A 5,106-nucleotide genomic window follows, 5' to 3' on the forward strand; every position below is an offset into this window, starting at 1 on the left:
GAACCACCCACCCTTTTCATTACAGGTTTTCGACAAGCGGGTTTCCACAAGCTCAGGCATCGCGCTGTGGTATTTGTTAGGGCATGGGGAGACATTGGCGCAGAACAACACGAGAGTTCGGCTACTCAGTACCGCTCCCCCGCCCGCAGGTGCTCCGCTACGTCCTTCTAGCGTTACTGGCGGTAGCAGCGCTAGGTACTGCAGTGTTGGCCCTACTACAGACCAGCTGAGGGCCCATTGATCCTCTTTCGCAAACGAAAGATTTGGCAGCTGGTCCTCGCTGCCATGCTGGTCCCCTTCGCAATTGTTGCGTTCTGGCCGAGCCCTGTAGACCAACCTGTACAAGGGCAGCTCGCTGATATCCTGAATTTCCTCCATCGGAGGGGAATCCCCCGCTGGTTCAATTACAAATTCGTCGAGGCATCCGCCAACGTCGTCCTTTTCGTGCCACTCGGGGTCGCTAGTTCCCTTGCTTTTCCGACTAAACGCTGGTGGCAAATTGGCGCGCTTGGATTGCTCACTTCCGGCTGCATGGAGCTGGGCCAACTCCTCTTTCTTCACAACCGCTTTGCTAGCCCGCTCGACCTCGTGACAAACACGTCAGGGGCAGTCATAGGGGCCCTGCTTGCCTCTTGGGGGCTCAGAAAACTAGAGGTCCGCCACCCTTCGGCAGCGGACCTCTCTAAAGTCGGTAATGCTAAGAGCTAGTTAACGAAGGCCTTCATCCACGTCTTCAGGTCCTCGCCGAACTCCACGCGCTCAGACGCCAGGGTAATCACGGCTTTGAGGTAGCTCAGCTTGTCGCCGGTGTCGAAGCGGCGGCCCTTGAAAACCACACCATACACGCCGGAGCCTTCGCCCTCACGGGCGGCCAGGGTCTGCAGCGCATCGGTCAGCTGAATCTCGTTACCGCGGCCTGGACCGGTGTTTTCCAGCACACCGAACACGGACGGGTGCAGCACGTAACGACCAATCACGGCCAAGTTGGACGGCGCATCAGCCACTGCAGGCTTCTCCACCAGGCTATTCACTCGGACATAGTCTTCACCCTCAACAGCGGTGATGTCGGCGCAGCCGTAAGCACTGATTTGGGACGGGTCTACCTCGATCAAGGCAATCACCGAACCGCCCGTCTTCTGCTGCACCTCCATCATGGTGGTCAGCAGGGTCTCTGCTTCGTCAATGAGGTCGTCGCCCAACAGCACGGCAAACGGCTCATCGCCCACGTGCTGCTTGGCGCAGAGCACCGCGTGGCCGAGGCCCTTGGCCTCGCCCTGGCGGACATAGTGGATTGGCCCCAGATCCGAGGCGTACTGGACGGACTCCAGCCGGTCGGTGTCGCCCTTCAGCTCCAGAACGCGCTCTAGCCCGGGTGCGCGGTCAAAGTGGTCCTCCAGCGCGCGCTTGCTGCGCCCCGTAATCATCAGGACGTCATTGAGGCCGGCCTTTACGGCTTCTTCCACCACGTACTGGATGGCCGGACGATCAACCACCGGCAGCATTTCCTTCGGCATTGCCTTAGTGGCGGGCAGGAAGCGAGTTCCCAATCCGGCAGCAGGAATGACGGCTTTGGTCACAGATTTCCCCATAGTCATAGCTGAACCTTACAAATCAGCGGCAGACAAAGGCAATTCCCGCCGGTGAACGTCGGCTCCCGCTTCTCCCTGAAAGCCCGGAAACCCTCGGCGTAATCGTCAGTCTTGCAGAGCCTGGCCTGCTCGGCGTTCTCCTCCGCCATGGCCTCCCACAGGCCCAGCCGCTGGTCCCGGATGTGCGCCACCAGCTCCTTGCTGGCCGTAAACGCCTCGGTTGCGCCGCGAGCCACCCGAGACACGATCCCCCGCGTCGTCTCCAGCAGCTCATCCGCCGGCATGGCCCGGCTGAACAGCCCCCCAGCGACGGCCTCGGATCCGGTCATCAGCTCCGCCGTATAAATCAGGTCCAGTGTGCGGTGCATCCCCAGCCGCTCGGTGAAGTACCAGTGCCCGCCCGAATCCAGCGTGGCCCCCAGCTTCGCGAACGGCGACCCGAACTTCGCGTTCTCCGCCACATACACCACGTCCGTGGCCAACAACAGGCCCAGCCCGACGCCCAGGCAGGCACCATGGGCCGCCGCGAACGTCGGAGCCGGGAACGCGCTCATCTTCTTCAGCAGCGGCTCCACCAGCCCGCCCAGGTACGCGGCAGCGTCGTCGCTCTCCGGCGTCACGTTCTGGATGTCCCGGCCCGCGCAGAAGGCGCGGCCCTCTCCCCTCAGCAGCAATGCCCGCACCTCACCGCGGGAGGCGGCGGCAGCAGCGTCGTCGTACGCCTGGGACAAATCCGCCAGCGCCTGCTCATCCAGCGAGTTCAGCTTGTGCGGGGCGTCCAGGACCACTTCGGCCACGCCGTTGTTGATGGAAAGGGAAATCATTCGGGCTCCTTCGTTGAGACCGGTCGGTGTTAGACGTCGAAGTCGACGGTGACTTCCTTGCTGGTGGGATGGCTCTGGCAGGTCAGCACGTAGCCCTTGTCCAGCTCATCCTGCTCCAGCGCGTAGTTTTCGTCCATCGATACGCTGCCGGTGACCACCTTGGCACGGCACGTGCCGCACACTCCCCCGGCACACGCGAACGGCACATCCGGGCGGACCCGCAACGCAGCATTCAGGATCGACTCGCGGGCGTGGGTGGGGCTGGCCACCTCGCCCTGCAGCCCGTCCAGCTTGAACGTGATCTTGTACGTCTCCTTGGACTCGTCCACCACCACGGGCCGGCCCGCGTGCCCCTCCGGCTTGTCCGGCTTGCCCGACGTAAACAGCTCAAATCGGATGTTCTCCGGCTTCACGCCGCGCTCGGCCAGGGTGTCCCGGCACAACTGCACCAGCTCGAACGGCCCGCACAGGAACCACTCGTCCACATCGTCCGCGTGGATGGCCGTGCCCAGCAGCTGCTGGAGCTTCTCGGCGTCGATCCTTCCACTGAGCAGCGGCGCGATCCGCTGCTCGCGGGACAGCACGTGGTGGATGGCCAGCCGCTGCGGGTACTTGTCCTTCAGGTCCGCAAGCTCCTCCAGGAACATCACGTCCATGGCCGCCTTGTTGGCGTAGATCAGGTCGAACCGCGACTCCGGGTTGGCGGCCAGCAGCGTGCGCGCGATCGCGATCACCGGGGTGATGCCGCTGCCGGCGGCGATGGCCACGAAGTTCGCTTCCCCGTTGGAGGCGACGTCCCCCGCCAGCTCCTCCGGGTTGTTCATGGAGTTCATGCGGTTCTGCTCCACCGCCTGGCCGTCGCGGCCGTGCCGGGACACAAAAGCACCCATGGGGCTCATGACCTCCAGGGTGTCCCCGGCCTTCAGCTCGGCGTTGGCCCAGGTGGAGAACAGCCCGCCCAGGTCCTTCTTCACCGCCACCCGGATCTCGCTGCTGCCGTCCGCGAAGCTGCGCGGCTCGGCGCAGATGGAGTAGCTGCGGCGCACCTCGTGCAGCTCGCCGGTCTCATCGGGAAGCTTTGTGCGCAGTGCCACGTACTGGCCGGGCAGGTAGTCGAACCGGCCGGCGAGCTCTTTGGGGACGTGAAAGGCCACCTCGATGGCGTCCTCGGTGAGCCGGCGCACCTCCTTCACGGCGAGGGTGTGGAAGGACGGACGACGGCGGCCGGTGGCCTGCGCCGTCTCTGCGGCGGTCTGGCGGACAACAGGCATGGGGCTTCCTTACAGCACTTTGAAGTAGTCGAACGGTTCCTTGCAGTCCTGGCACACATACAGCGCCTTGCAGGAGGTGGAGCCGAAGCGGGTGAGTTCCTTGGTGTTCAGGCTGCTGCACTGCGGGCATTTCACGGCCATGCTCAGGCGGATGGGGCCGGCGTGGCGGGCGGCTCCTGCCTTGCCCGAGGGCGGGGCGATGCCGTACTCCTGCAGCTTCTGTTTTCCGGCGTCCGTCATCCAGTCCGTGGTCCAGGCCGGGGCGAGCACCAGGTCCACTTCGACGTCTGTGAAGCCCTCTTTGGCGAAGGCTGCTGTGAGGTCGTCGCGGATGGCGTCCATGGCCGGGCAGCCCGAGTACGTGGGGGTGATGGTGACCCTGACGTGGTCCTCTGCCACCTGCACGTCCCGCAGGATCCCCAGGTCCTCGATGGTGAGCACGGGGATCTCGGGATCGCAGACGGTGGCGGCGATGTCCCACGCCGTCTGCCGCGGGGTCCGGGTCCGGGATTCGAAGTCCGAGATGTACATGGCCTTCACCACTTCGCTCCGGGGTACTCGCGGGCCAGGACCTGCATCTCGGCCAGGACGTAGCCCAGGTGCTCAGAATGCCTGCCGTACCGGCCGCCGCCGGGGGCTGCCGGAACGTCCGGCACCTCGAGTTCGGCCTCTTGGAGGACTTCGCCGGTGAGGCGGTCAAAGTCCTCCCGCAGGCTGGAAGGTACGACGGCGGCACCCGCCTCGGCGAGGCGGCGCGTCAGGTCATCGTCCTGGAACAGTTCGTTGACGTACGGCCACATCAGCCGCAGGCCGTGGATCATCCTTCTGCGGGATTCCTCGGTGCCACCGGCCAGGCGGAGGATCCACTGGGCGCTGTGGTCCCGGTGGTAATCCACTTCCTTCACGGCCTTGGCGGCGATGGCGGCGAGAGTGGCGTCTGTTGATCCGGTGAGCCGGCGGTACAGCTCGAACTGGTAGTAGCTCACGATGAACTGGCGCGCGATGGTCACCGCGAAGTCGCCGTTGGGCTGCTCGAACAGCTGGACACTGCGGAACTCGTGCTCGCGGCGGAAGTAGGCGAGATCGTCCTCGCTCTTGCCCCAGGCGCCGCCGGCGTAGCTGAGGAAGCTCCGGGCGTGGCCCAACTGGTCCAAGGCGATGTTGCCAAGGGCCACGTCCTCTTCCAGCTCGGGGGCGCGGGAAATCCAGTGGCCCAGGCGCTGGGCAAGGATCAGGGCGTCGTCGCCAAGCCCGAGTGCGTATTCCGCGACGTCTTCGGACGGCCTGGCCATGCCGGTGCGGACCTCGAGGGCGATGTCCTCGGGGCGCAGGGCGTTGCCGGGGGTAATGCGGGTGGCGCTCGCGTTGGAGTCGCCACCTGCCACGCCGGTGGAGATGTCGCCGTGGCCCGTTGCCGAGGCA

6 protein-coding genes are annotated in these 5,106 nt (G+C 64.9%); 1 reads left to right on the forward strand and 5 read right to left on the reverse strand.

The genetic code is table 11. The features are described 5' to 3' along the window. The first annotated feature begins 285 nt into the window (after positions 1-285). Entirely contained in the window at positions 286-708 is a 423-nt protein-coding gene (locus tag AC5RWX_RS29880; RefSeq protein ID WP_494099841.1) for a VanZ family protein, read from the forward strand. Here the strand turns inward: AC5RWX_RS29880 and galU are convergent. The 5 genes from galU to paaC are packed head-to-tail and all read right to left on the reverse strand — an operon-like array spanning position 705 to position 5,081. Continuing rightward, a complete protein-coding gene (gene galU, locus AC5RWX_RS29885; protein ID WP_494099842.1) occupies positions 705-1,595 on the reverse strand; it encodes a UTP--glucose-1-phosphate uridylyltransferase GalU in 891 nt (296 codons plus the stop codon). The genes AC5RWX_RS29880 and galU overlap by 4 nt on opposite strands. Next, a complete protein-coding gene (locus AC5RWX_RS29890; protein WP_494099843.1) occupies positions 1,592-2,413 on the reverse strand; it encodes an enoyl-CoA hydratase/isomerase family protein in 822 nt (273 codons plus the stop codon). Before AC5RWX_RS29890 ends, galU begins: the two co-directional genes overlap by 4 nt. Before the next feature lie 29 nt (positions 2,414-2,442). Further along, positions 2,443-3,684 (reverse strand): 1,2-phenylacetyl-CoA epoxidase subunit PaaE, encoded by a 1,242-nt coding sequence (gene paaE, locus AC5RWX_RS29895; protein ID WP_494099844.1) that lies wholly within the window; start codon positions 3,682-3,684, stop codon positions 2,443-2,445. A 9-nt stretch (positions 3,685-3,693) separates the two neighbouring features. Beyond that, on the reverse strand, positions 3,694-4,215 hold the full coding sequence (gene paaD / locus AC5RWX_RS29900; protein WP_494099845.1) for a 1,2-phenylacetyl-CoA epoxidase subunit PaaD: 522 nt from the start codon (positions 4,213-4,215) through the stop codon (positions 3,694-3,696). 5 nt (positions 4,216-4,220) lie between these two features. Further along, positions 4,221-5,081 (reverse strand): 1,2-phenylacetyl-CoA epoxidase subunit PaaC, encoded by an 861-nt coding sequence (gene paaC, locus AC5RWX_RS29905; RefSeq protein ID WP_494099846.1) that lies wholly within the window; start codon positions 5,079-5,081, stop codon positions 4,221-4,223. Between the last annotated feature and the right edge of the window lie 25 nt (positions 5,082-5,106).

It is taken from the genome of Arthrobacter sp. SPT-J7 (genome assembly GCF_059089965.1).

Excerpts from the sequence above, each read along its gene's own strand:
- paaE (WP_494099844.1), bottom strand. The coding sequence starts at position 3,684 with ATGCCTGTTGTCCGCCAGACCGCCGCAGAGACGGCGCAGGCCACCGGC.
- AC5RWX_RS29880 (WP_494099841.1), top strand. The coding sequence starts at position 286 with ATGCTGGTCCCCTTCGCAATTGTTGCGTTCTGGCCGAGCCCTGTAGAC.
- galU (WP_494099842.1), bottom strand. The coding sequence starts at position 1,595 with ATGACTATGGGGAAATCTGTGACCAAAGCCGTCATTCCTGCTGCCGGA.
- AC5RWX_RS29890 (WP_494099843.1), bottom strand. The coding sequence starts at position 2,413 with ATGATTTCCCTTTCCATCAACAACGGCGTGGCCGAAGTGGTCCTGGAC.
- paaD (WP_494099845.1), bottom strand. The coding sequence starts at position 4,215 with ATGTACATCTCGGACTTCGAATCCCGGACCCGGACCCCGCGGCAGACG.